The organism is Streptomyces sp. DH12 (assembly GCF_020873895.1).
Lineage (GTDB): Bacteria > Actinomycetota > Actinomycetes > Streptomycetales > Streptomycetaceae > Streptomyces.
Window position 1 is genome coordinate 1 of record NZ_JAHWGT010001147.1, and the last position, 444, is coordinate 444.

The 444-nt window shown below is 72.1% G+C and carries 1 pseudogene; it reads left to right on the forward strand.

Annotated elements, in window-relative coordinates:
* Positions 1-238 precede the first annotated feature (238 nt).
* Positions 239-444: pseudogene (locus LPA54_RS38970) on the forward strand (MFS transporter); the annotation flags it as partial.

The following is a 444-nucleotide window of genomic DNA, read 5'->3' on the forward strand; positions in this document are numbered from 1 at the left end:
TCCACGCGCTGTAGAGGTGGGACAGGCGCCGGGGGCCGGGATTGTGGCCGCCCGGTTTCACCACCCGTAGGCGGGTCTGGCAGGCTGGTGCACGCGGCAACCACGCCCGGACGACGAGGACCGGCGCCGGACCGCCCATACCGACCACGCACCGCTGCCACCGGACGAGAACCGGTGACCGCGGTGCCCCGCGGTGTGCGCCCTCACCCGGCTCCTACTCGGAAGGTTTCCCTCTGCCATGCCCTTGGCTTTGTTCGCCCTGGCCGTCGTCGCGTTCGGCATCGGTACGACCGAGTTCGTCTCCATGGGGCTGCTCCCTCAGATCGCCGACGGTCTGGCGGTGTCCGTGCCGGCCGCGGGCAACGTCGTCTCCGCCTACGCGCTGGGCGTGGTGATCGGTGCGCCGCTGCTGACGGCGATCGGCGCGCGGGTGCCGCACAAGCG